Genomic DNA, 24,429 nt, shown 5'->3' on the forward strand with positions numbered 1-24,429 from the left:
GGTAGGAGGACAGCGCGCCAGCTGTTCCGACTTTGGGGAAATTGGGGAGATACAATGCACAACATGCTGTCACAGACCACGCGCGGATTAAGCCTGGCCCTGTCGGGCCTAATCGTGGCCGTTGTCTTTTACGTTTCGGTTTTCGGGGTTTTTAGTGAATCCTATCTGCGGGTCGGAATGCTTCTTGTTGGGGGGCTTTTGATTTTGCTCAGCCAGATTGAAGGAACTGACAGTTCGGTTGGCAAGCTGCTATCGTTGATAACGGCTGCAGGCCTGAGTGTTGCGGTCTATCAGTATTTCAAGGCAGCAGCAGAGATTGAAACAGGATTATATTTTCTGACATCGGCTGACATCTGGCTGGGTCTGCTGGGCTTGATCGCGGTTATCGAACTCACACGCCGCTCCGTCGGGATGGTGATGGCAGGCGTAGCTGCATTTGTGTTGATCTATGGCGCATTTGGCCAGTACGCGCCGGGCTTCATGCGGCACGCGGGCATGACATCCGAGGAGCTTATACAGGTTCTGTGGTTCTCGTTTGATGGCGTGTTCGGACGGCCGATGGCAACGGTTGTCTCCACCATTCTTATTTTCATTATCTTCGGTGCGTTTCTGGAATTTCTCACAATCGACAGGGTGCTGGTGAAACTTGCCCTTGCTGCGACGGGGCGTGTGCGTTCCGGCCCTGCCGCCGCTGCCACAATTGCAAGCGGGCTATTTGGGACAATCTCGGGCAGCGCGGTTGCCAATGTGGTTGGCACCGGTGTTATCACCATACCACTGATCAAAAAACGCGGGTTCAAGCCGCATTTCGCTGGCGCGGTGGAGGCGGCCGCCTCTAGTGGTGGGCAAATCACGCCACCGATCATGGGCGCTGTTGCCTTTATCATGGCCGATGTCACCGGCCAGCCTTACCTTACGATCTGCCTCGCGGCTGTGGTGCCTGCGCTGCTCTATTACGCCGGTTTGTTTATGGCGATTTCCAGCGCGGCGCGGGACATGGATATCGAAGAGGTGGAGCAGCCAAAGCTGAATTTCGCCTGGCGTGAAGTCGCACAGATCATTGTTTTCATGCTTTCGCTGACAGCGATCGTTGTGGCCATGGTTGGCGGTTCTTCCCCTGCCTACGCCGGTTTCATCGGGGTTGCGTTTGCTGTGGTTCTGGGGTTCGCCCTGAAACCCGGCCTGTTGACTGATCGCGTGTCATGGATAACGTTCATCCGTTCGGCTGGTATGATATCGGCGCAGTTGATCGTAATCGTCGGTGCGGTTGGCATTATCATCGGCATTTTGAACCTGACAGGCGTTGGACTTCGTTTCGCGTCGCTGGTGGCAAGCTATGCAGATGGGCAACTGGTTATCTCGCTTTTGTTGATGGCGCTTGCATGTTTGCTGCTGGGCATGGGCATGCCGACTGTGCCTGCCTATTTGATCATCGTACTGGTGATGGGGCCTGCGTTGCAGAAACTGGGCGTGCCGATCATTCACACGCATATGTTTGTGTTGTATTTCGGGGTGCTGTCCGCTGTGACACCGCCGGTTGCACTTGCCGCTTTTGCAGCGGCGCCGATTGCGGGGGCGGGGGCCATGCGCACCGCAGTTGAGGCATCGCGTCTTGCCCTGCCGGGCTTTGTGATCCCGTTTGCGTTCATCTACCAGCCGGCAATGCTGCTTGGCACGGGATACAGCCTGCTGGCGTCAGCGCAGTCGATCCTGTTTGTGACACTTGCGGTGCTGTTGATCTCGCGGGCCTGTTACCCCGCCAAAGGCAAGGCGATCTTTGCGCCAATCGGAATCGTAATCGCGTTCGCACTGCTTTTCTTCGGACCACTGGTTTCGTGGATCGCGGTTGCCGCCGCTGTTATGCTGTTGTCGTCCGTGAGGTTCGGCAAATTCTTGATTTCTGACAATTCATAAAACCAACCCCTGAGGAGGAACAACCATGAGTAACTCAACCCTGACACGTCGCGGGCTTCTTGCCAGCACGGCCGCCGCTGCCGCGATCGCTGCATTGCCACACAAGGCATTTGCGAAAGAACTGCTTCGCATGTCCACACTGGGCCCGGGCACCAGCCCGAACCTTGTGATGACAACCTTCACCAACATCGTGAACCAGGCGCTGCCGGATTATGAAATCCAGTTGAACGCAACAGGTGCCGCAACGCGCCACGTGCTCGAAGTCGCCATGGGCCGCAGTGATTTCTGCATGTCGTCACCTGTTATCCATGCGCTGATGCGCAGAAAAGCGGCAATGTTTGAAAAGATCGAACAGGCGCCGGAACTGGTCAAGCAGTTGCGCACTGTTCTGAACTTTCCGATGGGTGTTTACCACATCGCTGTTTATGAATCCTCGGGCATCACTTCCATGGACCAGATCCGCGGCAAACGCGTGTTCCTCGGCCCCCCTGGCGGTGCGGCCTACACCACAATGCAGCGTCTGTTCAAAGCGGTCGCCGGTTTGGAAGCAGGCACGGATTATGAAGCGGTCAGCCTTGGATGGGACGCGGCAGCAGCGGCGTTTCAGGACGGAAACCTTGACGTGTATTGCAACCCGACCAACGCACCCAGCCCCGCACTGACCCAGATCGCAGTGACCAATGAAATCCGCTTCCTGGGTATTCCGGCAGACAAGCTGGAAACCGAAGGTGTGCAGAAACTTGTCGGGCGTCCGGGCTTTGGCGCGGCAACGTTGCCAGCCGGAGTTTACGGCGATAACCAAACCAATGACGAAGACGTAACAACCCTGAGCGTTACTGTCGGGATCGTCTGTAATGAAAAAGCAGATGAAGACATGATCTATCAGATGACAAAAGCGTTCTTTGCCGGAGTTGAAGAGGCGGGGGATAGTTCACCCTGGCTTAAGGCGATCACACCGGAGGCGGCAGTGCAGGACATCAACCTGCCGCTGCATCCCGGTGCCTTGCGCGCCCTGACGGAGCTTGGCGTTGAAATCCCAGAGGCGGCCCGCGCCTGATAAACGATGTGGTCGGGGCCGTGTGGCCCCGACTATTCCCCAAGATGTTGCAGGACCAAGGAATTGTCATGCCCAAGAATGTGCTTTTCATCATGTGTGATCAACTAAGGTGGGATTATTTGTCTTGTGCCGGCCATCCGCATCTGGAAACGCCTCATATTGATGCTTTGGCACAGCGGGGCGTGCGGTTTGAGCGCGCCTATGTACAGTCAACAATCTGCGGCCCCTCGCGGATGTCTTTTTACACGGGGCGCTATGTCAGCTCTCACGGGTCCACATGGAACGGCATCCCGTTGAAGGTAGGAGAGATGACCTTGGGCGATCATCTGCGCCCTCTCGGTGTGCGCACAGCGCTGTGTGGCAAAACCCACATGGCTGCGGATGTAGAGGGCATGAAGCGCCTTGGCCTTGCACCGGACAGCCAGATTGGCGCGTTAGTCTCCGAATGCGGGTTCGAACCCTACGAGCGTGACGACGGCTTGCACCCCGATACCAACTACGGCAAGCGCAACAAGAATTATGACGCCTACATGAAAGAGCGCGGATGGGAGGAAGAGAACCCGTGGGATTCCGTGGCCAACAGCGGTGAGGACGATGATGGCAATATCCTCAGCGGCTGGTTTCTGGACAATTCCGATATCGCCGCGCGCGCTGCCGAAGAAGAAAGCGAAACACCCTACATCACCCGCCGCGCTATGGATTTCATCAAGGAAGCAGGCGACACCCCTTGGTGCCTGCACCTGAGCTATATCAAGCCGCACTGGCCGTATATCGTGCCCGCACCCTATCACGATATGTATCCCCCCGAGACACATACGCCCGTGGTGCGCAGCGAGACAGAGCAGGACAATCCCCATCCTGTGTACGGTGCCTTTATGGAGGAGCGCGTCTCGAAGGCGTTTACCAACGAGACAACCCGCACAAAGGTTATCGGGGCCTACATGGGCCTGATCAAGCAGATCGACGACCAGATGGGCGAGCTGATGGCCTTTCTCGATGCGCAGGGTCTGACAGACGATACGATGATCGTGTTTACATCCGATCACGGCGATTATCTGGGCGATCACTGGCTGGGTGAAAAGGAACTGTTCCACGACCAGTCCGCCCGCATCCCGCTGATTGTGGTCGATCCCGACCGCGCGGCAGATGTCACACGTGGAACGGTGTCCGACGCGCTGGTCGAGGCGATTGATGTCGTACCCACCATCCTTGAGTATTTTGGCGGTGAAGCTGTGGATCACATCATCGAAGGTCGCTCGCTATTGCCAATGATGCGCGGGGCCACGACCTCGCTCAGGGAATTCGCCGTTTCGGAATATGACTACTCGTTCCGGCAGGTGCGCCGCCGTCTGGGCGTCAGCGTGCGGGAGGCAAAACTTACCATGCTGTTTGATGGCCGCTGGAAATACATCTTTGCCGAAGGTTTCAGGCCGATGCTGTATGACCTCGAGAACGATCCGCAGGAGTTCAACGATCTGGGGGATGACCCCGAGCACGCCGGCGAATGTGACCGCCTTAAAACCCTGTTTTTCCAATGGGCGCGGCGTACCAGCCAACGCACCACCATGTCGGATGCGAAGATCGAAGCGCGTGGCGTTGATCTGGCGGAAGCCAAGTCAGGCATCATCATCGGTTTTGCCAAGGAAGAAGACCTTGCCGCGGCATTGGCCGAGGCAGAGGCCGTAGAAAAGAAATAGGTTTCATGGTCGGCGCTTCATTCGCCGTGAGGCCGCTGAAAAGATAGCAAACGCGCAGGATTCCTGAATGCATCATCGGCTGAACGCCCTCTTTTCCTCGCTGAACCCGATCCGCCCCTGGTTTGGGCGGGTCACATCCTCCACGATCAAAGCGGATGCGATTGCAGGGCTGACCAATGCGGCAATCGTTTTGCCTCAGGGGGTGGCGTTCGCGATCATCGCAGGGTTACCGCCCGAGTTCGGCTTGTTCACAGCGGTTGTTGTCGCGCTGATCGCGGGGCTGTGGGGATCGTCGATGATCATGGTGTCCGGCCCCACCACAGCGATTTCGGCGGTGATCCTCGCCTCAATGTCGCAATTCGCCACGCCCGGAAGCGAAACCTACATCGCTATGGTATTCACCCTGACGCTGATGGTGGGCATTATCCAGATCATCGCGGGTTTTTTTAAACTTGGCGGCCTGATTTCGTTCATCTCGCATTCGGTTCTGATCGGGTTTACCGCCGCTGCGGCGTTTCTGATCGCCGCCAGCCAGCTTGGCGGTGCATTGGGGATTGAAAAAGGTGAGGGGGGCGGCGTTTTTGAACGTGTCAGCCATGTGGTTGGCCATATCTCGCAGATCAACACAACGGCGGTGATCATTTCCGGCGTTACAATTGTCACGCTGATTGTGCTGTCAAAGTTCAGCAAAAAGATACCGTCCTATATCATTGCGCTCGGGCTTGGTGCGGGGGTTGCTTATGTGCTGGATGCGCCTGCACAGGGTGTCGCGATGTTTGCGCCGTTGCAATCCATCATTCCGGCGGTCAGCGCGCCCGAGTTGTCGTTCTCGCTGATCGCCGAGCTTTTGCCGGTTGCGGCGACCGTGGCTTTCGTTGGATTGCTTGAGGCGATTTCGATCGGGCGTTCCTTTGCACTGCGCCGCGACGAGGAATATGACTCAAGTCAGGAGATGGTGGGGCAGGGGCTGTCCAATACGGTGGGGTCGTTTTTTCAGTGCTATGCCGGGTCGGGGTCTTTCACACGCTCGGGTTTGAATGCGGATGCAGGCGCACAAACACCTGTATCAACTGTGTTTGCCGCCGCATTTCTGGTGATGCTGCTGATTGCGCTGGCCCCCTACCTGCAATATGTGCCGGTTCCTGCGATGGCAGGTGTCATTCTCTTTGTATCTTACAGATTGATCAATTTCGCCGAAATCAAGCACGTCCTGCACTCCAACAAGAGCGAAACCGCGATACTGGCGGCAACTTTTCTGACAGGCATTTTCACCGAACTGGACCTTGCAATTGTTGTCGGCGTAATCGTGTCGCTTTGCGTGTTTCTGTACTCCAGCGCGCATCCGGTTGTCGCGGTCGGCGCGCCGACCGATGTAAATGGCAGGCGCGTGTTCAAAAACGCATCCCGTTACGGTCTGCCCGAATGTCCACAGATTTCTGTTATTCGTGTGGATGGTCCGCTGTTTTTTGCGTCTGTCGAAAATGTCGAGCAGCAGTTCAGACGCATCGAAAACGCGTGCAGCCTGCCACAAATTAAATTGATGGGCCTGAAGGGTTTGTGGAAAATTGATATGTCGGGCGCGGGGCTGCTTCTGAAAGAAATCAGGCGGGCGCGCAAAGCGGGCGCCGATTTTCATCTCTTTACCACCAACGCATCCAGCTTTTCCGTCTTGCGTCGTTTGGGTGTGCTTTCGGAGTTGGGCGAGAGTAACCTGCACAACAACAAGGCCGAAGCGATAGCCAAAGCGGTTGAAAGTGCGGATGATGATATTTGCAGGCGGTGCGAATTACGTGTTTTTCTGGAATGTGCGCAAAAGCCCCATGATCCGCCGAAAAAGGGCTGATGGGGACCATGCGCACCTTGGTATACTTGGAATAAAAAGCCCCGCCGGTCGAAGTGTTCGACCGGCGGGGCTTGGCAGCGTCCGCGCTTGGCTCAGGCCAGCTTGGCAGCTGTTTCAACAAGGCGGCGTGCCTGATGGCTGATCGCGGATTTCACCTCATCCGTAAATTCGGCCCCCTGCGTGTGGCTATATCCATAAGGGTTTCCGCCGGTTTTGAAGATCACTTCATCAGTGTAGCCTGGCGCAACAACAAAACCGCCCCAGTGCATCACGGTTGTGTAAAATGATTGCAGAGTTGTTTCCTGTCCTCCATGCGCATTTTGCGCCGACGTCATGGCCGTCACCGGTTTGTTTGCCAGTCCGCCTTTGCCCCAGACACCGCCCAGCGTATCAATAAATGCGCGCATCTGGCTTGCCATAACGCCAAAACGTGTCCCTGCGGAAATGATGTAGGCATTCGCCCATTCCATATCCTCGGCCGTGGCCTCGGGGATGTCCTTGGTCGCTTCCGCATGGGCTTTCCATGCGTCCTGACTGTTCACCGCCGCATCTGGAGCGGTCTCAGCCGCTTTTAAAAGACGTACTTCCGCACCGGCAGCTTTCGCTGCTTCTGCGGCAATTGTCGCCATCTTATAATTGGTTCCGTAGCTTGAATAATACACGATTGCGAGTTTGACAGTCATTTAGATATCCCCACTTAAATTTTCACCCGAAGGTCAGGTCATTGTTAAACGTTCTCATTCGTGAACGGGTTCCGCATTACAGCAAATTTCGACGGGCTTTGTTCTGCGGTACGACGTAGTCGGGAACGTACACTCAAGCGATCGCGGTGCCATACGATTCCAGCAAATCATCACGTGGGCCTTGGGTATTGCGTGCCTCGCTGCTGTCGATATGCATCCCGATCCGGTTGCAATTCCGATGTGCCCGGTGGCGTAACGAGTTGTGTTCACATGGGGAAAAACCACCGAAGTACCGACACTGACTGCGCGCAACAACGGCGGGGGAGGATCTGCGATGGATAGATATTCTGCCAGCGACCCACGCAGTATAAGTCGATACCAACCACAATGTATTGAAATTGGTCCTCGCGAACCTGATCGCGATGTAAATTTCCCGATGCATCGGTTTTCAGATCAGATGCGCAACGAGAACTGATGTAACTGAATTAAGAAGAGGGGAGATCTCAGTTTCAAGACCAGAAACTTTCAAATGAAACCTGTTGGACGATCTGGCCGTAAGAACATATGATATCCGTGCTGGTAGTTGACCTGCGCTTCCTTGCGTTTAGCTTCTGCGATTGATGCGTTGCCGGTCGTTCTCGGCATAGCTATGGACGTTTGGGAATAAACGATGGAGATGTTCCTGGTCTGGCGGACCGAAATCGTTCAGGATACCTTCCGTTGAAGTATGAGGGATATGGAAATTTGTAATGAATAGAGCGGCTTGCAGCGCTGCGCGCCTGAGCGTCGCACCGATGATGGATTGGACGGATCGCCATTGTCGCTACCTCCACCGGCAAATGAGTAAACGCGCACTGCTTTATACAGAGATGGTGACCGCGCCGGCATTGGTGCGAGGGCGTGCGATGCATCTATTGGACCATGACCCGTCAGAGCATCCCGTCGCCTTACAATTGGGCGGTTCCGATCCGGCAGAGCTGGCAGAAGCGGCTTATCTGGGGGCGCAAGCGGGGTATGACGAGATTAACCTGAACGTCGGTTGCCCTTCGGATCGGGTGCAATCGGGGGCTTTTGGCGCTGTATTGATGAAAGACGCCGCACTGGTTGCGCGTTGTATTGCCGCCATGCGCCGCGCGGTGGATGTGGACGTTACGGTGAAATGTCGCATCGGCGTGGATGACCAGACCCCCGAAGAAGTCCTGCCCGAATTTCTAAGTAGGATGGTCGGGGCAGGGGTAGAGCGGGTGACAGTCCATGCGCGCAAGGCGTGGCTGGACGGGCTGAGCCCCAAGGAAAACCGCGACATTCCCCCGCTTGATTATCCGCTGGTCCACCGAATGAAAGAACTGTTTCCGAATCTGCACATTTCGCTCAATGGCGGCATTAACACACTTGGTGCGGCGCAGGCGGCGCTGGATGCGGGGCTTGACGGTGTGATGATCGGGCGTGCAGCCTATCACCAACCCAGCGAGATCCTTTGTCAGGCCGACAGGCGTATATTCGGGGCAGGTAGCGACACCACACCCGAAACCGTGGTTTTGGCGATGCTGCCCTACATCGAGGCGCATCTGGAGGCAGGCGGCAAGCTGGCGCAGGTGACGCGGCATATGCTGGGCCTGTTCGCGGGCCGTCCGGGGGCACGGCTGTGGCGGCGTGTTCTTTCTGAAGGGGCGCATCATACCGGTGCGGGCACTGAGCTTGTACAGGATGCGCTGGAACAGACCATGACGCAAAGTACGCTGGCAGCCCAAGCGTGCGCAGTGTAGCACATACCTAAACTTCAGGAGTATTCCCCCATGCCCGAAACTGTATTGCTGATCCAGATGGCTGTGCTTTTGCTGGTCATCGGCGCATTTGCCGGTGTGCTTGCAGGTTTGCTGGGCGTTGGCGGCGGCATCGTTTTGGTCCCCGCCTTTTTCTACACATTCCAGACTCTTGGCTATGGAAGTGACCAGTTGATGCAGGTGTGTCTGGCGACATCGCTGGCCACGATCATTGTAACGTCCGTGCGCTCGGTCCTGTCGCACAACAAGAAGGGCGCGGTTGATTGGGGCATCCTCAAAACATGGGCGCCGGGAATTGTAATCGGCGCAGTCATCGGGATGCTGGTGGTTTCCGGCCTGCGCTCGTCCACATTGCAAGGCATCTTTGGTGTTCTGGCGCTGGTGGTAGGATTGTACATGGGATTTGGCCGCGCGGAATGGCGGCTGGGGCAGGCGATGCCGCGTGGCGTCACCCGAGCAGCCCTTTCGCCTGCGGTTGGCTTCTTGTCTGTTTTGATGGGCATTGGCGGTGGCAGCTTCGGCGTCCCGTTGATGAGCCTGTATAACACGCCCATTCATCGCGCAGTTGCAACTGCAGCAGGGTTCGGCGTGCTGATTGCCGTGCCGTCTGTCATCGGATTCTTGCTGGTGCCGCTTGATGCGGCCACACGTCCGCCGTTTACGATTGGGGCAGTCAATCTGGTGGCCTTTGTGCTGGTCATCGCGATGACCCTGATTACAGCGCCGATCGGCGCGCGGCTGGCCCATTCGATGAACCCAAAACCGCTGAAGCGGGTGTTTGCTGTCTTTTTGGTATTGGTGGCGCTGAACATGCTGCGCAAGGCCCTCATCGGATGACCAAGACCGAGCGGACGGCACCTTCACCTCTGGACACGGGGCTGGCGGCGCTATGACAGGAACTGTCTTTCTGGCTGTGCTGGCGGCTGCGTTTTTACATGCTGCATGGAACGCTTTGGTGAAAGGGGGCGCTGACAAACGCGTCACCATGGCCGCTGTTATGCTGGGCCACATGCCCCCCGCGATCGTTGCCTTTGTGGTGGTACCAGCCCCTGCGTGGGACAGCTGGCCCTGGATGGTGGCAGGGATGCTGGCCCATCTGGGATACCAGATTTTCCTGCTGGGAGCGTATACAAAAGGCGACCTGAGCCAAGTCTACCCGATTGCGCGCGGTCTTGCGCCGCTGGTGGTCACGTTCGTTTCGTTCGCCCTGCTGGGCGAGCGCCTGTCGCAGCCGGAATTTCTGGCGGTCGGGCTGATCGGAATCGGATTGATGAGCATGGCACTGCTGCGCGGCAGCGATGGCGCGCGCAATATGGAAGCCGTACGGTTGGCCCTGATGACCGGCTGCTTCATCGCCTCCTATTCACTAATTGATGGCTACGGCGCGCGGGCGTCGGGCAGCCCCATAGGTTTTTATGCGTGGTCCGGAACGGGCAACGCCGCGCTATTTGCGCTGTATCTGCGGTTTCGCCATCCGGGTGTGCTGCGCACGACATTTACCAGCGCGTGGCGACTGTTTTTCATTGGCGGCACTGCATCTTTTACAGCCTACGGCATTGTTATCTGGGCCTTTACCCAAGCCCCGATTGCCTTGGTCACAGCGTTGCGGGAAACAAGTATTGTTTTTGCGGTGCTGATCGGCGTGGTGGTGTTCAAGGAACGGCTGGACCGCATCAAAATTATTGCGGTTGCGGCCACGTTGCTGGGCGCGGGGCTTTTGCGGCTGGCCCAACTGTAACCGTTTCGCCGCGGCATACAATTATCTTATGTTTGCCATATTGTTGCCTGGGGCAATTGCGAAGTAGGCTCGTAATAACACGCCCCCGCAAGAGGGGCAGAGCAGGGGAAGGGGCAGCTAATGACACAGATAATCACAGGACCATTCGGCCGGATGGCCTATTACGACGGGCATGCAACAACTGGCGGTCAGTATCCGGCGCTGGACCTTCCGGATACGACTTTTGCGCGCGGAGAATCGCTGACTGCGGCAAATGACAGTGTCGCGCTGCAGGTTATTCAACTTCCGCGCCAGATGCGCAGCCGCGCGGCACTGGCGATGTTCGGCACCCCGGCCAAACGCGAGAACTGAATTCTTTAAAGCTTGCGTTTCAGGCGCGCAGCCCGTCCGCCGCGCCGCTTTGAGAGCACACCCGCGCGGGTTGGCAGCTCTGCCATAATGGCATTGCGCGCTTCGATGCTCATCCGCGACCATGCGCTTATTTCGTCAATCGAGCGCAGGCATCCCGTACACAGACGGCTTTCGGGATGGATCACACAGATATTTATACAGGGGCTTTGCACCTCGTCCCGCTTCCAGACTTCGTCGCTCATGCCCTACGCCTCCTGCGCCGCGCGCAAAAAGCGCAGCCTGTCCAACACGCCTTGCAGGATATAGCTGGCGGCGACATGGTCAATCACCTCGGCGCGCCGCTTTCGCGATGTATCCGCTTCTAGCAGGGCACGCTCTGCGGCAACGGTTGACAGGCGCTCGTCCCAGAATCCGATAGGTAATTCGGGGTGCAGCCGGTCAAGGTTGCGCGCGAAGGCCCGCGTCGACTGGCATCGCGGCCCCTCCGAGCCATCCATGTTGAGTGGCAGCCCCAGGATCAGACCCCCGATGTTGCGCTTGTCCATGATCTCTTTCAGGCGGGCTGCATCAACGCCGAACTTCTTCCGCCGTACGGTTTCCAGCGGCGTGGCTACAGATAAAAAGCTGTCGGTGACCGCAACGCCGATGGTTTTTTCGCCCAGATCAAGCCCGATCAGCGCGCGCATGTCGGGCAGGGCGGTGGCAAGTTCTTCTATCCGCTCGTGAATCACTCCGCCACCCCCGCTTTGCGGCCTGCGGCATTGATCAACTCCAGCGCATCCTTGTCATCGGCAAAGACCTCCACAGCGTTTGCATGGATCGCCGCAGCGCGCTCCCATTGGCCCAGCACTCCAAGCGAGGAGATAAGTCGCGCCCAATCGCTGGCAGGGCCGCCTTGGGTCGCCAGACGTTCCGACAGGCCGCTGACCATCCCGCCAATCATTTCCATGCGTTCGGCGGGTGACATATCCATCGCGCTGTCAACATCCTCTGCTGATGGGCCGCGTTCAGCGCTGCTGCCGATTTCGGGCAGGGAGTAGCGCACGCCAGCCAGCGCGGCGAGTTCTTCGATCTGTGCAACAATCGGTTCGATCCACGGAGCGTCTTCCGGTCCGGCGCGCAGCAGTCCGTCCCAGATGCGGAATGCCTGATCGGGGCGTCCTGTCTGAACCAGCATCAGGCCGATGTAATAGCGTGCCGTGCCGTTGCCGGCGTCTTGGGCCAGTGCGGCGCGCAGGCTCATCTCGGCCTCGGGTGATACGTATCCACCGGCCGCCAGAACCTGCAATTCGCCCAGATCGGCCAGATCCTGCGCGCCGACATCGCCGCCCTTGAGGGTCAGTAGCTGCTTTTGCGCAACTTTCGCTGCGTTGAAATTGCCGATCCGGCGCTCTTGCTGCACCAACAGGGCGTGTCCCTCAATATCATCGGGGCGTCTGGCGACGGTTACGCGCAACTGATCCAACAGACCCTTATAGCGTTCCGACATATCTTCGGGGGCGACAAACGGCGGCAGGGAACGTTCCGCAACCTCTTGGGCGGGGCGCGATTTGCGAACCTCTTCGGCAAAAGCGATGCGTTCTTTCAACCCCATATCGCCGTATCCCGGCGCGCCCAGCCACCAATAGCTCGCGACACTGCCCAGCAGGCCCACGACAATCATCGCCAGCGCAATGCCGGACGGCGCTTTGCCACTTGTGGTGCTTTCGCCTGATTGTGCCTTGTCGGCCGCAATCAGGCGGCGGGCGATTTCCGCATGTACGCGCTCGGCATCGGCTTTGCCAATCACGCCGCGCGCTACATCGCGTTCAACCTCGCCCAACTGCGCGCGATATACTTCGACATCCGATGCGGCACGCGATTCAATCGCTTGATCCGCACCCGTCAGAACAGCGCGGACCAGTATCAGACCTACCATAAACGTGATCATCGCGGCAACGATCCAGAAACTCAGCATTCGGCCAGCCCTCCTTGGTTGTTCACCGTGTAATACGCACAGTCGCCCGACAAAAGAGCGCATTGCACCGACCGCGACGAATCGCCCGAGTAAGCACCTCACCGCTTGCGGGTAATGTCGCAAAAAGGATATAATGTGCCGCGCGGAGTATCCTCTTTTCCAGCGACTCCCCCATGAAGAACCAGCGAGCCAGACCGGCTCCGAATCCAATCCTTATCTGCGTCAGGGACACCAGCGATGAAAAAATACTCCGTATTTGCCGTGGCACGCGAAGCGATGCGCCACCACACCGGCTGGACACGCGCATGGCGCGACGCCGCCCCGAAAAAGCGTTATGACGCAATTATCATCGGCGCAGGCGGTCACGGGCTGGCGACAGCCTATTACCTTGGCAAGAATTTCGGCATCACCAATGTTGCCATTTTGGAAAAGGGCTGGCTGGGTGGCGGCAATACGGGCCGTAACACAACGATCATCCGCTCCAATTATTTGCAGGATGCCTCGGCTGCGATCTATGAAAAGTCGCGCTCGCTCTACGAAACGATGTCGCAGGATCTCAACTATAACGTGATGTTTTCCCCACGCGGGGTGATAATGCTTGCACAAACCGAACATGAGGTGCGCGGATACAAGCGCACAGCCCATGCGAACATGCTGCAAGGCGTGACCACCGAATTCATCGGGCCCGAAAAGGTGAAACAGCTGGTGCCGATCATCAATCTCGATGGTCCACGTTATCCGGTGTTGGGGGGACTGTGGCAGGCCCGTGGCGGCACCGCGCGCCACGATGCGGTCGCTTGGGGCTATGCGCGTGCCTGCTCCGATATGGGGATGGATGTGATCCAGCGCTGCGAAGTGACGGGCATCCGCTCGGAAGGGGGCAAGGTTACCGGCGTAAGTACAACGCGCGGCGATATCGCTTGCGACAAACTGGGGATGGTCGTTGCTGGACACTCCGGCCATCTGGCGGACATGGCAGGCTTTCGTATGCCGATTGAGTCGGTCGCGCTTCAGGCGCTGGTGTCAGAGCCGATCAAACCCTGCATGGATGTCGTGGTCATGGCGAATACAGTTCACGGCTATATGAGTCAGTCCGACAAAGGCGAAATGGTGATCGGCGGCGGCACGGACGGCTACAACAACTATACCCAGCGCGGCAGCTTCCATCATATAGAAGAAACGGTGCGCGCCCTGATCGAAACATTCCCGATGGTGTCGCGCCTGAAAATGCTGCGTCAATGGGGCGGGATTGTTGATGTGACGGGGGACCGCTCGCCCATTCTCAGCAAAACCCCTGTTGACGGCATCTTTATCAACTGCGGTTGGGGAACAGGTGGTTTCAAGGCAATCCCCGGTTCTGGCTGGGCCATGGCCGAACTGATGGCCAAGGGCCGCTCCCCACTGACAGACGCATTCGGGCTGGAGCGGTTTACCGAAGGCCGCTTCATTGATGAATCAGTAGCCGCAGGGGTGGCGCACTGATGGCTATGTTACGAACATCGACGTCCCGAAGCTTTCTGACGGCACACCGGAACCAATCCGGATTGCCGAACGTTGACAGTGCAGGAATTAGAGCAAAGGATCTAGCATCATGGCACAGGAGCATAAAAAGCCTGTCGAACGTCACAACACGACTACCACCACGACCACTGGCGGCGGTAACGCAGGTATGGGGATCGTCGTCGGCGCACTCGTTGTTGTCGTCGCGCTACTCGCGTATTTCGTCTTCGGTGGCGGGTTTGAAGGATCGGAAACAGGGGATGTCAATATCTCCGTGGACGGTGCGACAGAACCGGTTGAAGGCGCAGCAGATGCAGTCGAAGATGCGGCAGAATCCGCAACTGACTGACACGAAAAATAATTTTGAACTGACCGGACGGGCTGCCTCTTATGCAAGGGGCAGCCTTTTTGCATTCGTTTTCACCGGCGCCACTTATGTCCGTCACGCTATCCTACGCACCCATTCCTTCGAGGTTCGCCCATGCTGATCGTTTCCTGCCCCTGCTGCGGTATCACCGCAGAAGAAACCGAATTTCACGCCCACGGTGAGGCGCACATTACACGTCACACGGTCGGCAGCACGGACGATCAGATGGAGACCTATCTGTTCATGCGCAAGAACCCCAAAGGTGTGCATTTCGAACGCTGGCGACATCAGAACGGGTGCGGCAAATGGTTCCACATGGCCCGCGACACCATGACGCTTGAGGTGTTTGGCACCTACAGCGCGCAGACCTATGAGCCACCCGAAAAACTGCTGGCCGAAATCGACGCAAAACGCCCCGGATGGCGCGATACCGCCTGATGCCGCATCTTCACTTTTCCCTTAAACTCGTCCCGCACTCTCAAACCGCGTTGGAGCCAAGATTATGAGCACCCGTCTCGCCACAGGCGGCCGCCTGTTGAACAAATCAAAACCGGTCACGTTCCAGTTTAACGGCAAACAGATGAGCGGCTTTGAAGGTGATACGCTTGCCTCGGCGTTGCTTGCCAATGACCAGATGCTTGTCGGCCGTTCCTTCAAGTATCACCGCCCGCGCGGGATCGTCGCAGCAGGCCCCGAAGAGCCGAACGGTCTTGTTAATCTTGGTGATGATGGCAAGTTCGAACCCAATGCGCGTGTCACAACAACCGAGTTGTTCGACGGCCTGAGCGCGCAGAGCCAGAACCACTGGCCCAGCCTCGAATTCGATGTTGGCGCGATTAACAAACACCTCAGCCGGTTTTTGCCAGCGGGCTTTTATTACAAGATGTTCATCCATCCGCGCCCGTTCTGGAAGTATGTTTACGAGCCGATCATCCGTCATTCTGCCGGTCTGGGCCGCGCGCCAAAGACGCGTGACCAGGACACCTACGAGCATTTCTACGCCTTTTGCGATGTGCTTGTCATCGGTGGTGGCGTTGCGGGGCTCGAGGCTGCGCGCTCTGCCGCCCTGTCGGGGGCGCGTGTCACCGTAATCGAACAGACGGCGCATTGGGGTGGACGCACGCCTGTTGACGGCGGCGAGATCAATGGCGCTCCGGCGCAAGACTGGATTGATGCAACTCTCGCAGAGCTGCAAGGCATGGAAAACGTCACTCTGCGCACCCGCACTATGGGTGCTGGCGTCTACGACCATGGGTATGTGCTGGGCTATGAACAACTTAGCGATCATGCACCGCACAAAGCGGGGCCGCGCCATCGCTTGTGGCGTATTCGTGCTGGCCACATCATCACGGCGACAGGCGCAATCGAACGCCCCCTCAGCTTTGCCGGAAACGATATTCCGGGCGTGATGCTGGCCGCATCTGTGCGCGATTACGTGGTCAACTACGGTGTTTCTGTGGGGGATCGTACGGTTGTTGTCACCAACAACGATGATGCCTACCTGACTGCAATTGCGCTCAAGCACGCGGGGCTTGATGTGCCCGTTATTCTGGACGCGCGCGTTCTGGCCCTGGACAGCGATGCCATGGCACAGGCCAAGGCGCTGGGCATCCGCGTGTTAATGGGCCACGCCATTTCATCTGTCAAAGGCGGCAAGCGCGTGACGGGCGTCGAAGTCTGCTCGCAGGCAGGCGAGGGCGCGGTGCTGGAGGAAATCAGTTGCGATGCGGTCGCGATGTCCGGCGGTTGGTCGCCGGTTGTTCACCTGTGGTCGCACTGCGGTGGCAAGCTGGTGTGGAATACGGCAAACGCCTGTTTCAACCCTGATCCCGACCACGCCCCGAAAGGTGCTGACGGCAGCCAGTTTGTCACCACGGCAGGGGCGGCGTCAGGTTCTTTCCAACTGGACGATCTGCTGAATGATGCATTCGCGGCGGCCGATGGCGTGCTGCGCTGTCTGGGAATGAAACTGCCCAAAGGGGCAAAATCATCCAAGGGCGAGCGGCGCGAGGAAGCGCCAATGGCTCCCGTCTGGCTGATGCCCCAGGGCGCAAGCGTCAAACTGCGCGAAAAAGCGTGGCTGGACTATCAAAACGATGTGAAGGTGTCCGATGTCCGGCTGGCGGCGCAGGAAGGGTTTGTAAGCGTTGAACATGCCAAGCGTTACACGACACTCGGCATGGCTACAGATCAGGGTAAACTAAGCAATATCAATGGATTGGCGACCTTAGCTGGTGCATTGGGTGAAGACATACCTGCAGTGGGTACAACCACTTTCCGCCCACCGTACCACCCCATTTCGATGGCCTCCATCGGGGGCGAGGCGCGCGGCGTGGCGTTCCAGCCGATCCGCCGCACGCCAATGCACGATTGGCACGAGGCCAATGGCGCGCAGTGGGAACCGGTCGGCCAGTGGCGCCGCCCCTATGCCTACCGCCAAGGCGACGAAAGCACCCATGATGCGGTCATGCGCGAAGTAACAAACACCCGCGAGAAGATGGGTTTGCTGGATGCATCTACCTTGGGTAAGCTGGTGGTGAAGGGGCCTGATGCGGGTAAATTCCTCGACATGCTCTATACCAATATGATGAGCACGCTGAAGATCGGCAAGTGCCGCTACGGCCTGATGTGCAGCGACAATGGATTCCTGATTGATGACGGTGTTGTTGCGCGCATCGACGAGGACACATGGCTTTGCCACACCACCACTGGCGGTGCCGAAAGCATTCATGCCCACATGGAAGAATGGCTGCAAACCGAATGGTGGGACTGGAAAGTCTATGTCGCCAACGTGACCGAGCAATATGCGCAAATCGCCGTGGTCGGACCGAATGCGCGTAAGGCGCTGGAGAAACTGGGCGGCATGGATGTGAGCAAGGACGCGCTGGCGTTTATGGAATGGACAGACGGCGAGCTGGGGGGCTTTAAGTGCCGCGTTTACCGTATTTCATTCTCGGGCGAGCTGTCTTACGAAATCGCGGTTGATGCCAATCACGGACAGGCGTTCTGGGACGCGTTGATGGTTGCTGGTAACGATTTGGGTGTGATGCCCTACGGTACTGAATGTCTGCACATTCTTCGCGCCGAAAAGGGCTTTATTATGATCGGAGACGAAAGTGATGGCACGGTAATTCCCCAAGACCTCAATCTTCATTGGGCGCTGTCCAAGAAGAAAGAAGATTATCTGGGCAAACGGGCGCACCAGCGTAGTCACATGGCTGACCCGAACCGCTGGAAGCTGGTGGGGCTTGAAACTACGGATGGTTCCGTGCTGCCCGATGGTGCGTATGCCGTAGGCGAGGGCACAAATGAAAACGGCCAACGCAATATGATCGGGCGTGTGACCTCTAGCTATCATTCGCCGACTTTGGGCAAAGGAATTGCCATGGGTCTTGTGCACAACGGCCCTGACCGGATGGGCGAGGTTCTGGAATTCCCCGGAACGGATGGAAAAACCTACAGCGCGCGGATTGTCGATCCGGTGTTCTACGACAAAGAAGGGGAGAAGCAGAATGTCTGATCCGGTATCCGCATTGAAGAACGCCGCGTACAACGCTGGTATTGCAGAGATTTCCGAGCTGGGCGCGGTTGGTATGATCACCCTGCGCGGTGATCTGTCTGCCAAAGTGTTGCAAAAGGCGGCGGTGGCCGCAGCAGGTGTCAACGTTCCCGACCAGCGCCAGATCCTGACCGAAGGCCAGGGCGGGATGGCATGGATGTCGCCAGATGAATTGCTGATCATGTGCGCCTATGAAGATGCCAACGCAAAACTTGCCGACCTGCAAGAGAAGCTGGCCAAGACGCACGCGCTGGCGGTCAATGTATCTGACGCGCGTGCCGTATTCGAGGTGCGCGGTCCCGATGCCCGCGAAGTGATGGCAAAGTTGGCGCCCGTAGATCTGGCACCTGATCAGTTTACAACTGGCATGTTCCGCCGCAGCCGTCTGGCTCAGGTGCCTACCGCCTTCTGGATGCCGCAGGAAGACACGTTCCGCCTGATCTGTTTCCGATCGGTAGCGCAGTATGTGTTTGACGTCCTGTGCGCGGCGGCGCAGCCGGGCAGTGAAGTTGAGTATTTCTGACGTAGGGCAACCGACCTGAAATATCCTTGTCTGTACCAAACTTCTGCACTGTTTCAGCATCAGGTCAGCGGGAGCAGAGCGGGGAGCGTGGTATGGCAGAGAAAACGGATACGGCTTGTTGGCGGTATCTGTCCTCACGATTTTTGTGAATCCGCTGGCCTATATCCGGATCGGGCTGACTTGGTGAGGTATGCCGACTTTCGTGGGCGCCTTGGTCACAACGCCATATGATGCGGACGGGCCAATGTAAGGCTCGAAATACTAGGCAGAAATTCGAAACCGTTTGAGGTTGGTGCTGGCAAGTTTGCGCGTCGGCCCTTGACGGGAGGACATTGCGCACTTCATGTAAGGCATACCCTTTTCAAATCAAAGGAGGCCCACATGGCTTTTCAACTTCCCGATCTTCCCTATTCCCACGACGCCCTCGCATCCAAAGGCATGAGCGCCGAGACGCTGGAATACCACCACGACAAACACCACAACGCCTATGTGACCAACGGGAACAAGGCGATTGAGGGCACCAAGTGGGAGGGCAAATCCCTCGAAGAGATCATCAAAGGCACCTATGATCCCGATGCCGTCGCGCAGAGCGGTATCTTCAACAACATCAGCCAGTTGTGGAACCATAACCAGTTCTGGGAGATGATGGGGCCGGATTCAACTGCCATGCCGGGCGAGCTTGAGAAAGCGATCAAGGAAAGCTTTGGTTCTGTGGACAAGTTCAAGGACGAGTTCAAAGCGGCAGGCGGGGGTCAGTTCGGCTCAGGTTGGGCGTGGCTGGTCAAAGATACCGATGGCGGCCTGAAAGTGACCAGCACTGAAAACGGCGTTAACCCTGTTTGCTTCGGTCAGACGGCGCTGTTGGGCTGCGATGTTTGGGAGCATTCCTATTACATCGATTTCCGCAATGCGCGCCCTGACTATTTGACCAATTTCCTTGATAACCTTGTGAACTGGGAAAACGTCGCATCGCGCATGTGACCATCAACAGTTTTCGACCGCCGACCTGACGGGCGAAAACTGACTTACTTTCACGCCCTGTTGCCTCACCGGCGGCAGGGCGTTTTGCTTTGGAACCAGCAGCGTGATTGGCGCGTTGTAGTTGTAAGCATTCACAGAGATGGAGAGGACGTTCCATGACCGAACGACTGATTTCCACCGCTACCAATGCCGCAGGTGGGGAACTGTTCGCGCAGGAGTTGTCGGCAGTCTCGCAAGATGGGTCTGCAATGAAATTTATCCTAGATTACGGAGAGTTATCATGAGTGTATTAACCAACGGCACTTGGGTTCTGGTGGCAGATAGCGAAAAGGCTCTTTTCCTTCGCAACGAGACAGACGCGGAAGATCCTCATCTTGTTGTCGTAAGACAGGAATCCCAGGAAAACCCTCCGGATCGCGAGCAATCTGCCAACCGGCCCGGTAGAAAAAGTGATGGTCCGCAGGGGCATTATTCCGCCGTAGATGATACTGACTGGCACGAACTCGCCAAGGAGCGTTTTGCCGCCGATCTGGCTGATATCTTGTATAAGAAAGCCTTCCGCGGCGACTTCAAGCGGCTGGTGATTGTCGCAGACCCCGGCACGCTAGGTGTTCTGCGGGACGAATTGCACATGGAGGTTTCCGATAAAATTGTCGGCGAAGTGCCCAAGACCCTGACAAACCATCCACTGGATGAGGTCGAAAAGATTGTCAAAGAGTCGTTGAAAGACAGTTGAATGATACGGGGTCGGCGGTGGCTATGTTTCCGCCAACCCCACACGCAGCGCTTCCAGCGCGCCTGCCGCATCGGGCACCCACGTCAGAAAATCCAGCAGGCTTTCATCGGCGAACTTCTGATCTGCGACATGGTTCATCAGGTACTTTAAGGGATCCCAGTATCCCTTTGTATTTACTATAAAAATTGGCTTTTCGTGCAGCCCTAGCTGGCGCCACGTCAGAACTTCGAATAGCTCATCCAGTGATCCCGCGCCGCCGGGCAAAACCACCACAGCATCGCAGTTCATAAACATCACCTTCTTACGCTCGTGCATGGTTTCGGTGACGATATAGCGAGTGAGGTCGGCTTTGCCGACTTCCCAAGCGACTAGATGCGCAGGGATCACACCGAAGGTATCACCGCCGGCATCTTGGGCCGCGCGCGCAACGCTGCCCATTAGCCCGACATCTCCTGCGCCATACACCAACCGCCAGCCATTGGCGGCGATGCCCGCACCCATCGCCTCGGCGTCATTGGTAAAGGCGGGGTCATCGCCACAACGTGACCCGCAGAAAACGCAGACGGATTTGTAAGTAGTTTGTGTCGGCATCAAAGCTCCTGCATCACTTTTCTAAAATAAAACCGGTTTCGCATTGTAATTTTGACCCTTGATAGCGGGTCAGGTACAAAGGCTCAACGCGCACAGTCACAGTACAAAGGGGGCGTTTCTACATGAGCAAGATGTCGGCGGGCCTTGGCGGCGAAGCAGGTGCGTTTGTCGCCGGTGGTGCGATGGTTGTCGCGCTGGCGCTTGGCGCCTACATCGCGTTCGGTCGCGGCGCTGATAGGCTGTCGGATGTGCCTGCGCCGGAGGGGCAGACGAACGCGCCAGCTCTTTCTGAAAATGCGGCAATAGAAAAACCCGGCGCCGTTATTTCCCCGGCCGCGCCACGGTTTGACGAGTTGCGCCGCGAAACTGACGGGACCACCATAATTGCAGGTCGTGCCGCCCCGCTGAGTGACGTAAAAATTATGGTTGATGGCGCGGAAATTGCCTCAACCACCGCAGACAGCACCGGCGGGTTTGCGACCATTGCCAAGCTGCCGCAAAGGGATGCTGCGCAGGTGGTTACTTTGTCAGCCCGAAATGCGCAAACGGGTGGCAGTGCGGCACAATCGCTGGATGAGATAATTCTGGCACCCACCAAACCGGTTCAACAAGACACCGCGCCAATGCCTGCCGAAACAGCAGCACCTGAACGGATGGATGAGCCTGCCTCCGTTGCGGTATTGAAATCCGATGCAGAGGGCGTGCGCCTGCTGAACCCTGCGCAGACGCGTGCCATGACATCTGTTGCGCTTGATACGATCGGCTATACCGATCAGGGTGATGTGCAATTAACGGGGCGCGCACAACCCGACACTGCCAAGGTACGCGTGTATCTGGACAACCGTTCAGTCATCAGCCTGCCGGTTGATGCAAGCGGGCGCTGGCAGGGGGATCTGCCGGACGTTGACGAAGGCGTTTATACATTGCGAGTGGATGAGGTGACCGCGTCAGGCACCGTCAGCAGCCGTGTCGAAACGCCATTCAAACGCGAATCCGCCGCCACGCTTGCGCAGGCTTCGGCAACAGACGGGCCGGTCAGTTCCGTTACCGTTCAAACGGGCGCAACTCTTTGGGCGATTGCGCGCGAGCGCTATGGCGACGGCACACTCTACGTGCGCGTGTTCGAGGCCAATCAGGCCAGCATCCGTAATCCCGATCTGATTTACCCCGGACAGGTGTTTGATTTGCCGAACTGAGGTGGTCCTTGGCGGTTGTTCATCCTATGTAGTCGGTTGACTGAATAGGAATAGACATGTCCGCCGATAAAACCGCTGCCAGAGCAAAGGACGACGATCAAAACCCGTCGCATATCTCCCCGATGACCGAGGCCGAAGTTGCCGCCGATCAGGAGCGCAAATCATCCGTGCGGGTGCTGCGCAAGGTCGCGCCGTATCTGTGGCCCAAAGACATGCCTTGGGTGCGCAAGCGTGTGGTCTGGGCGATGATCGTGCTGTTTGTCTCGAAACTGGTTACGGTGGCCACGCCGGTATTTTACCGTGATGCGGTTGATGCCCTGGCCGGAGAGGGCGCGCCGCTGTTCGCGCTGGGTGCAATCAGCCTGACCATCGCCTATGGTATGGCGCGTCTGATGGGCGTTGGCTTCCAGCAGTTGCGCGATGTTATTTTCACCCGCGTGGCACAGCGTGCGCTGCGGATGCTGGCGTTGGAAACGTTCAATCACATCCACCATCTGTCGATGCGCTATCATATCACCCGCAAAACGGGCGGGCTAAGCCGGATCATTGAACGAGGTGTGAAAGGTGTGGAATTCCTGTTGCGGTTCTTGCTGTTCAGCATCGGCCCGCTGATACTGGAATTGTTGATGGTCGGCATAATCCTCACGGTTCTTTTTGATGTCAGCTATCTGCTTGTGGTGGCGGTCACGATCGCGTTTTACGTCTGGTTTACCTTTGCGGTGACCGAATGGCGGGTGAAACTGCGCCGCCAGATGAACGATCAGGACACGGACGCCAACCAAAAGGCGATCGACAGTCTGCTGAACTATGAAACGGTCAAGTATTTCGGCGCAGAGCAGCGCGAGGCGGGGCGCTATGATGCCGCGATGGAAGGCTATGAAGAGGCTGCGATCAAAACCAACTATTCGCTCGCATTCCTGAACTTTGGTCAGTCGGTGATCATCACCGCAGGTCTGGTGGGCGTGATGGTTATGGCGGCAATCGGTGTGCAGAACGGCACGCTGACCGTGGGTGACTTTGTCATGGTGAATGCCTACATGATCCAGATCACCGTACCGCTGAATTTTCTCGGGACAGTGTACCGCGAAATCCGGCAGGCGCTGGTTGATATGGGCCAGATGTTTGATCTGCTGGAGCAACCCGCCGAAATCACCGACAAGCCCGATGCGCCGGAGTTGAAGGTCACAGGCGGGCAGATCAAGCTCGACCATGTGCGTTTTGGCTATAACCCCGACCGTGAAATCCTGAAAGGTGTCAGCCTGACCGCCGAACCGGGAGAGATGGTGGCGATTGTCGGATCGACGGGTTCAGGTAAATCGACGATCGGGCGGCTGTTGTTCCGGTTTTACGATGTACAAGGCGGCAGCCTGACCATTGATGGGCAGGATGTGCGCGACGTGACTCAGGATTCGCTTCACCGTCAGATCGGCGTGGTGCCGCAGGATACGGTGCTGTTCAATGACACCATCGGCTATAACATCGCCTATGGCCGCGACGGCGCGACACAGGCAGACGTGGAAGCGGCCGCAAAAGCCGCGCAAATCCATGATTTCATCATGGCGCTGCCGGACGGCTATGAAACATCTGTGGGCGAGCGCGGATTGAAACTGTCCGGCGGAGAGAAGCAGCGTGTGGGCATCGCGCGCACACTGTTGAAAGATCCGCCGATCCTGCTGCTCGACGAAGCCACCAGCGCGCTGGACAGCGAGACAGAGCATGAAATTCAGGATGCGCTGCGCCGCGCGGGTAGGGGCCGCACCGTGCTGACCATTGCCCACCGTCTCAGCACCGTTGCCGAAGCGGATCGCATCATCGTGTTGGAAAAGGGTGAAGTGGTAGAGCAGGGCACACATGATGAACTGCTGGTGCAGGATGGGCGCTATGCCCAACTGTGGCATCGTCAGCAAAACGAGGAATAATCAAGCGGCCTTGGTGCCACCTGCGCGGTTACG

At 57.4% G+C, this 24,429-nt stretch carries 23 protein-coding genes; 18 read left to right on the forward strand and 5 right to left on the reverse strand.

All coding sequences use genetic code 11. The features are described from left to right. The first annotated feature begins 54 nt into the window (after positions 1-54). The 4 genes from OS189_RS01470 (at position 55) to OS189_RS01485 (ending at position 6,511) form a co-directional block, all read left to right on the forward strand. Positions 55-1,914, forward strand: a complete 1,860-nt coding sequence (locus OS189_RS01470) for a TRAP transporter permease (protein ID WP_267165503.1) — start codon at positions 55-57, stop codon at positions 1,912-1,914. A 25-nt stretch (positions 1,915-1,939) separates the two neighbouring features. Continuing rightward, on the forward strand, positions 1,940-2,971 hold the full coding sequence (locus OS189_RS01475; RefSeq protein ID WP_267165504.1) for a TAXI family TRAP transporter solute-binding subunit: 1,032 nt from the start codon (positions 1,940-1,942) through the stop codon (positions 2,969-2,971). Positions 2,972-3,039: 68 nt separating this feature from the next. Beyond that, a complete protein-coding gene (locus OS189_RS01480; protein ID WP_267165505.1) occupies positions 3,040-4,668 on the forward strand; it encodes an alkaline phosphatase family protein in 1,629 nt (542 codons plus the stop codon). Between the two features lie 67 nt (positions 4,669-4,735). Next, positions 4,736-6,511, forward strand: a complete 1,776-nt coding sequence (locus OS189_RS01485) for a SulP family inorganic anion transporter (protein WP_267165506.1) — start codon at positions 4,736-4,738, stop codon at positions 6,509-6,511. 92 nt (positions 6,512-6,603) lie between these two features. Here the strand turns inward: OS189_RS01485 and wrbA are convergent, their stop codons facing one another. Next, positions 6,604-7,194 (reverse strand): NAD(P)H:quinone oxidoreductase type IV, encoded by a 591-nt coding sequence (gene wrbA / locus OS189_RS01490; RefSeq protein WP_267165507.1) that lies wholly within the window; start codon positions 7,192-7,194, stop codon positions 6,604-6,606. Positions 7,195-7,943: 749 nt separating this feature from the next. Here wrbA and dusA point away from each other — a divergent pair. The 4 genes from dusA to OS189_RS01510 all read left to right on the forward strand — a co-directional run bounded on the left by dusA (position 7,944) and on the right by OS189_RS01510 (position 11,067). Beyond that, a complete protein-coding gene (gene dusA / locus OS189_RS01495) occupies positions 7,944-8,960 on the forward strand; it encodes a tRNA dihydrouridine(20/20a) synthase DusA (RefSeq protein WP_267165508.1) in 1,017 nt (338 codons plus the stop codon). A gap of 30 nt (positions 8,961-8,990) precedes the next feature. Continuing rightward, positions 8,991-9,815: a sulfite exporter TauE/SafE family protein gene (locus OS189_RS01500; RefSeq protein ID WP_267165509.1), complete on the forward strand. Its 825-nt coding sequence runs from the start codon at positions 8,991-8,993 to the stop codon at positions 9,813-9,815. Positions 9,816-9,867: 52 nt separating this feature from the next. Next, positions 9,868-10,716: an EamA family transporter gene (locus tag OS189_RS01505; RefSeq protein ID WP_267165510.1), complete on the forward strand. Its 849-nt coding sequence runs from the start codon at positions 9,868-9,870 to the stop codon at positions 10,714-10,716. 120 nt (positions 10,717-10,836) lie between these two features. Further along, the gene (locus OS189_RS01510) at positions 10,837-11,067 is read left to right on the forward strand and encodes a hypothetical protein (protein ID WP_267165511.1); all 231 of its coding nucleotides are present in this window, start codon (positions 10,837-10,839) and stop codon (positions 11,065-11,067) included. Between the two features lie 5 nt (positions 11,068-11,072). Here OS189_RS01510 and OS189_RS01515 read toward each other — a convergent pair whose 3' ends face one another. Genes OS189_RS01515 through ccmI form a run of 3 tightly spaced genes read right to left on the reverse strand, consistent with a single transcriptional unit; the run spans position 11,073 to position 13,024 of the window. Continuing rightward, positions 11,073-11,309 carry a DUF1289 domain-containing protein gene (locus OS189_RS01515; RefSeq protein WP_267165512.1) on the reverse strand — a complete coding sequence of 79 codons (237 nt, stop codon included), beginning with the start codon at positions 11,307-11,309 and terminating at the stop codon, positions 11,073-11,075. Between the two features lie 3 nt (positions 11,310-11,312). Next, positions 11,313-11,798, reverse strand: coding sequence for a Holliday junction resolvase RuvX (gene ruvX, locus OS189_RS01520; protein ID WP_267165513.1), 486 nt, complete (start codon positions 11,796-11,798; stop codon positions 11,313-11,315). After that, complete coding sequence (gene ccmI / locus OS189_RS01525) at positions 11,795-13,024, reverse strand: c-type cytochrome biogenesis protein CcmI (RefSeq protein WP_323380212.1); 1,230 nt, start codon at positions 13,022-13,024, stop codon at positions 11,795-11,797. The genes ruvX and ccmI overlap by 4 nt, the downstream gene beginning before the upstream one ends. Positions 13,025-13,261: 237 nt before the next feature. Here ccmI and OS189_RS01530 point away from each other — a divergent pair, with 237 nt between their 5' ends. The 8 genes from OS189_RS01530 to OS189_RS01565 all read left to right on the forward strand — a co-directional run bounded on the left by OS189_RS01530 (position 13,262) and on the right by OS189_RS01565 (position 20,690). Beyond that, the gene (locus OS189_RS01530) at positions 13,262-14,506 is read left to right on the forward strand and encodes a sarcosine oxidase subunit beta family protein (protein WP_267165514.1); all 1,245 of its coding nucleotides are present in this window, start codon (positions 13,262-13,264) and stop codon (positions 14,504-14,506) included. Between the two features lie 109 nt (positions 14,507-14,615). Further along, a complete protein-coding gene (locus OS189_RS01535) occupies positions 14,616-14,873 on the forward strand; it encodes a hypothetical protein (RefSeq protein WP_267165515.1) in 258 nt (85 codons plus the stop codon). A gap of 132 nt (positions 14,874-15,005) precedes the next feature. Further along, the gene (locus OS189_RS01540) at positions 15,006-15,329 is read left to right on the forward strand and encodes a sarcosine oxidase subunit delta (protein WP_267165516.1); all 324 of its coding nucleotides are present in this window, start codon (positions 15,006-15,008) and stop codon (positions 15,327-15,329) included. Positions 15,330-15,393: 64 nt separating this feature from the next. Then, entirely contained in the window at positions 15,394-18,411 is a 3,018-nt protein-coding gene (locus OS189_RS01545; protein WP_267165517.1) for a sarcosine oxidase subunit alpha family protein, read from the forward strand. Then, positions 18,404-18,973 (forward strand): sarcosine oxidase subunit gamma, encoded by a 570-nt coding sequence (locus tag OS189_RS01550; RefSeq protein ID WP_267165518.1) that lies wholly within the window; start codon positions 18,404-18,406, stop codon positions 18,971-18,973. The genes OS189_RS01545 and OS189_RS01550 overlap by 8 nt, the downstream gene beginning before the upstream one ends. Before the next feature lie 381 nt (positions 18,974-19,354). Beyond that, a complete protein-coding gene (locus OS189_RS01555) occupies positions 19,355-19,954 on the forward strand; it encodes a superoxide dismutase (RefSeq protein ID WP_267165519.1) in 600 nt (199 codons plus the stop codon). 155 nt (positions 19,955-20,109) lie between these two features. Beyond that, positions 20,110-20,238 carry a hypothetical protein gene (locus tag OS189_RS01560; protein ID WP_267165520.1) on the forward strand — a complete coding sequence of 43 codons (129 nt, stop codon included), beginning with the start codon at positions 20,110-20,112 and terminating at the stop codon, positions 20,236-20,238. Continuing rightward, positions 20,235-20,690: a host attachment family protein gene (locus OS189_RS01565; protein WP_267165521.1), complete on the forward strand. Its 456-nt coding sequence runs from the start codon at positions 20,235-20,237 to the stop codon at positions 20,688-20,690. The genes OS189_RS01560 and OS189_RS01565 overlap by 4 nt, the downstream gene beginning before the upstream one ends. Positions 20,691-20,711: 21 nt before the next feature. Here OS189_RS01565 and OS189_RS01570 read toward each other — a convergent pair whose 3' ends face one another. Then, positions 20,712-21,281 carry an LOG family protein gene (locus OS189_RS01570; RefSeq protein ID WP_267165522.1) on the reverse strand — a complete coding sequence of 190 codons (570 nt, stop codon included), beginning with the start codon at positions 21,279-21,281 and terminating at the stop codon, positions 20,712-20,714. 122 nt (positions 21,282-21,403) lie between these two features. Between OS189_RS01570 and OS189_RS01575 the strand changes: the two genes are divergently transcribed. Together OS189_RS01575 and OS189_RS01580 are read left to right on the forward strand one after the other, a co-directional pair. Then, positions 21,404-22,477 (forward strand): LysM peptidoglycan-binding domain-containing protein, encoded by a 1,074-nt coding sequence (locus OS189_RS01575; RefSeq protein ID WP_267165523.1) that lies wholly within the window; start codon positions 21,404-21,406, stop codon positions 22,475-22,477. 56 nt (positions 22,478-22,533) lie between these two features. Next, the gene (locus tag OS189_RS01580) at positions 22,534-24,396 is read left to right on the forward strand and encodes an ABCB family ABC transporter ATP-binding protein/permease (protein ID WP_323380213.1); all 1,863 of its coding nucleotides are present in this window, start codon (positions 22,534-22,536) and stop codon (positions 24,394-24,396) included. Positions 24,397-24,429 lie beyond the last annotated feature (33 nt).

The sequence above is a fragment of the Sulfitobacter sp. F26169L genome, from assembly GCF_026410285.1.
Taxonomy (GTDB): Bacteria; Pseudomonadota; Alphaproteobacteria; order Rhodobacterales; family Rhodobacteraceae; genus Sulfitobacter.

Bases quoted from the DNA above. Each gene is read 5' to 3' on its own strand.
- ccmI (WP_323380212.1), bottom strand. From the start codon at position 13,024: ATGCTGAGTTTCTGGATCGTTGCCGCGATGATCACGTTTATGGTAGGT.
- OS189_RS01565 (WP_267165521.1), top strand. From the start codon at position 20,235: ATGAGTGTATTAACCAACGGCACTTGGGTTCTGGTGGCAGATAGCGAA.
- OS189_RS01485 (WP_267165506.1), top strand. From the start codon at position 4,736: ATGCATCATCGGCTGAACGCCCTCTTTTCCTCGCTGAACCCGATCCGC.
- OS189_RS01545 (WP_267165517.1), top strand. From the start codon at position 15,394: ATGAGCACCCGTCTCGCCACAGGCGGCCGCCTGTTGAACAAATCAAAA.
- OS189_RS01580 (WP_323380213.1), top strand. From the start codon at position 22,534: ATGTCCGCCGATAAAACCGCTGCCAGAGCAAAGGACGACGATCAAAAC.
- OS189_RS01555 (WP_267165519.1), top strand. From the start codon at position 19,355: ATGGCTTTTCAACTTCCCGATCTTCCCTATTCCCACGACGCCCTCGCA.
- dusA (WP_267165508.1), top strand. From the start codon at position 7,944: ATGAATAGAGCGGCTTGCAGCGCTGCGCGCCTGAGCGTCGCACCGATG.
- OS189_RS01575 (WP_267165523.1), top strand. From the start codon at position 21,404: ATGAGCAAGATGTCGGCGGGCCTTGGCGGCGAAGCAGGTGCGTTTGTC.
- OS189_RS01510 (WP_267165511.1), top strand. From the start codon at position 10,837: ATGACACAGATAATCACAGGACCATTCGGCCGGATGGCCTATTACGAC.
- OS189_RS01480 (WP_267165505.1), top strand. From the start codon at position 3,040: ATGCCCAAGAATGTGCTTTTCATCATGTGTGATCAACTAAGGTGGGAT.
- OS189_RS01500 (WP_267165509.1), top strand. From the start codon at position 8,991: ATGCCCGAAACTGTATTGCTGATCCAGATGGCTGTGCTTTTGCTGGTC.
- OS189_RS01505 (WP_267165510.1), top strand. From the start codon at position 9,868: ATGACAGGAACTGTCTTTCTGGCTGTGCTGGCGGCTGCGTTTTTACAT.
- OS189_RS01560 (WP_267165520.1), top strand. From the start codon at position 20,110: ATGACCGAACGACTGATTTCCACCGCTACCAATGCCGCAGGTGGGGAA.
- OS189_RS01550 (WP_267165518.1), top strand. From the start codon at position 18,404: ATGTCTGATCCGGTATCCGCATTGAAGAACGCCGCGTACAACGCTGGT.
- OS189_RS01515 (WP_267165512.1), bottom strand. From the start codon at position 11,309: ATGAGCGACGAAGTCTGGAAGCGGGACGAGGTGCAAAGCCCCTGTATA.
- OS189_RS01535 (WP_267165515.1), top strand. From the start codon at position 14,616: ATGGCACAGGAGCATAAAAAGCCTGTCGAACGTCACAACACGACTACC.
- OS189_RS01570 (WP_267165522.1), bottom strand. From the start codon at position 21,281: ATGCCGACACAAACTACTTACAAATCCGTCTGCGTTTTCTGCGGGTCA.
- OS189_RS01470 (WP_267165503.1), top strand. From the start codon at position 55: ATGCACAACATGCTGTCACAGACCACGCGCGGATTAAGCCTGGCCCTG.
- OS189_RS01530 (WP_267165514.1), top strand. From the start codon at position 13,262: ATGAAAAAATACTCCGTATTTGCCGTGGCACGCGAAGCGATGCGCCAC.
- OS189_RS01540 (WP_267165516.1), top strand. From the start codon at position 15,006: ATGCTGATCGTTTCCTGCCCCTGCTGCGGTATCACCGCAGAAGAAACC.
- OS189_RS01475 (WP_267165504.1), top strand. From the start codon at position 1,940: ATGAGTAACTCAACCCTGACACGTCGCGGGCTTCTTGCCAGCACGGCC.
- wrbA (WP_267165507.1), bottom strand. From the start codon at position 7,194: ATGACTGTCAAACTCGCAATCGTGTATTATTCAAGCTACGGAACCAAT.